The sequence below is a fragment of the Pseudonocardia alaniniphila genome, assembly GCF_022524485.1.
Taxonomy (GTDB): domain Bacteria; phylum Actinomycetota; class Actinomycetes; order Mycobacteriales; family Pseudonocardiaceae; genus Pseudonocardia; species Pseudonocardia alaniniphila.
Genome location: NZ_JAKXMK010000092.1, coordinates 1 through 1,301, shown reverse-complemented (window position 1 = coordinate 1,301; position 1,301 = coordinate 1). Strand labels below are relative to the sequence as shown.

General features: G+C 70.3%; 1 protein-coding gene. It reads right to left on the bottom strand.

Annotated elements, in window-relative coordinates; genetic code table 11:
• On the bottom strand, nucleotides 1-1,301 hold a 1,301-nt coding region (locus MMF94_RS43105; protein WP_241043287.1), incomplete at both ends, for an AMP-binding protein.

The window sequence follows — 1,301 nt, the reverse complement described above, 5'->3', positions numbered from 1 at the left end:
ACGTAGACGTTCATGTTGGGCGACGCGGGACCCAGCGGGACGCGGTCTCCGTCGGGTGCGCGGTCCATGACCTCGTGGTTGGTGTCGTCGGAGGTCTCGGTGAGCCCGTAGGCGTTGACCAGCGTGATCCCGGGCTCGGCGGCGAACCAGCGCTGGGTCAGTTCCTTCTTCAGTGCCTCGCCGGTGGCGGACACGCAGTGCAGGTCGGGCAGCTCGCGGGGGTGCTGTTCCAGGTAGGTCAGCACGACCTCGAGGTAGGAGGGCACGACCTGCAGTACGGCGATGCGCTGGTCGATGACCTTCTCGACGAAGCGTTGGACGTCGAGGATCACGTCCTGCTCGATGATCACCGTGCGCCCGCCGACCATCAGCGCGGAGATCAGCTGCCACAGCGAGATGTCGAAGCACTGCGGGGCGACCTGCCCGACGACCTGTCCCTCGCCGATCGCGCAGGCGTCGATCTTGGCGTAGAGGTGGTTGAGCATCCCCGCCTGCTCGCACATCGCGCCCTTGGGCTGTCCTGTGGAGCCGGAGGTGAAGTAGATGTAGGCCAGCTGGTCGGGCGTGACGGTGATGTCGAGGTCGTCCTGGGCGTGGCCCTCGGTGTAGGCGGTGTCGACGAACACCGTCTGCACGCCCGGCAGGGCCTCGATCGCCTTGTCCAGGGTGGTGGTGCTGCCCGGCTCGGTCAGCACCAGCCGGCACTGCGCACGCGAGATCGTGGTCGCGATCCGGTCGGCCGGGAAGTGCGGCTCGATCGGCAGGTAGGCGCCACCGGCCTTGAACACCGCCAGCACCGCGGCCATCCAGTCCAGGTTGCGCTCGGTCACCACGGCCACGACGTCCTCACGGCGCAGCCCCCGCGCCAGCAACGCCCGCCCCAGCTGGTTGGCCCGGGCGTTGAGCTCCCGGTAGGTCCACTCCCGCTCACCGTGCACGGCCGCGACCGCGTCCGGGTGGGCCGCCACCCGCTGCTGGAACAGCTCGTGGAACCGGTACGGCGGCAGCTCACGCCGCGCCCCGACCAGATCCTCGAGCTGGTAGCGCGCCTCCTCGGCCGACAGCAAGCTCTGCCGCCCGTGCTCGGCATCCGGATCGGCAACGATCAAGCTCAGCGCGGTGAGGTGGTAACCCGCCACCCTGGCCGCGTAATCCGCATCGAGCACGTCGGTGCGGTACCGCAGCCGCAGCGCCCATCGGCCGGCCCGCCGCGCGACCCCCACCCACAACACGGTGTCCGCGGCGAGGTCGCCGCCGGCGCCCGCCGGGTCGAGCACGGTCTCGAAGGGCGGCTCGGACAG